The 631-nt window shown below is 69.3% G+C and carries 1 protein-coding gene; it reads left to right on the top strand.

Going from position 1 to position 631, the window contains the following annotated elements; translation table 11 throughout:
• Positions 1 to 631 (top strand): two-partner secretion domain-containing protein (locus AB4Z24_RS22520; RefSeq protein ID WP_441711892.1); only part of this gene is annotated, 631 nt, incomplete at both ends.

The raw sequence follows: 631 nt of genomic DNA, 5'->3' as shown, positions 1-631 counted from the left end.
GCAAGCCGAGCCAGATCCTCGGCAACCTCAAGGCCGACGGCTCGGTCTATGTCATCAACCAGAACGGCATCATCTTCGGCGGCACGTCGCAGGTCAACGTCGGGGCGCTGATCGCCTCGACGGCGGCCATCTCCAACGAGCAGTTCCTCGCCAGCGGCCTCTATTCGACGCAGTCGGGCACGAGCTGGATCCCGAGCTTCACCAACGCCGGCGGCGCGGTGCGGGTGGAGGCGGGGGCGGCGATCACCACCAGCGCGCCGGCGTCGGTGACGGCGGGCGGCGGCTTCGTGCTGCTGATGGGCCGCGAGGTCACGAACGCCGGCACGATCACGACGCCGTTGGGGCAGACGCAGCTGGCGGCCGGCAACGACTTCATCCTGCGGCGCGGCTACGGCACCGACGCGAACAGCTTCTCGACGACGCGGGGCAACGAGATCTCGCCGGTGGTCCGCGATGCGCTGGCGGTGGTGCGGAACACGGGTCTCATTTTCGCGCCGCAGGGCGACATCACGCTGGCGGGGCGGACGATCCTGCAGGACGGGGTGCTGCTGTCGACGACGTCGGTCAACACGCGGGGCACGATCCATCTGTTGAACGCCGCGACCGACACACTCGGCAGCATCACGCTCGG

The organism is Hyphomicrobium sp. 2TAF46 (assembly GCF_052114865.1).
GTDB lineage: Bacteria > Pseudomonadota > Alphaproteobacteria > Rhizobiales > Hyphomicrobiaceae > Hyphomicrobium_B.
Note: the sequence above shows the minus strand (reverse complement) of the source record. Positions and strands in the feature narration are given on the sequence as shown.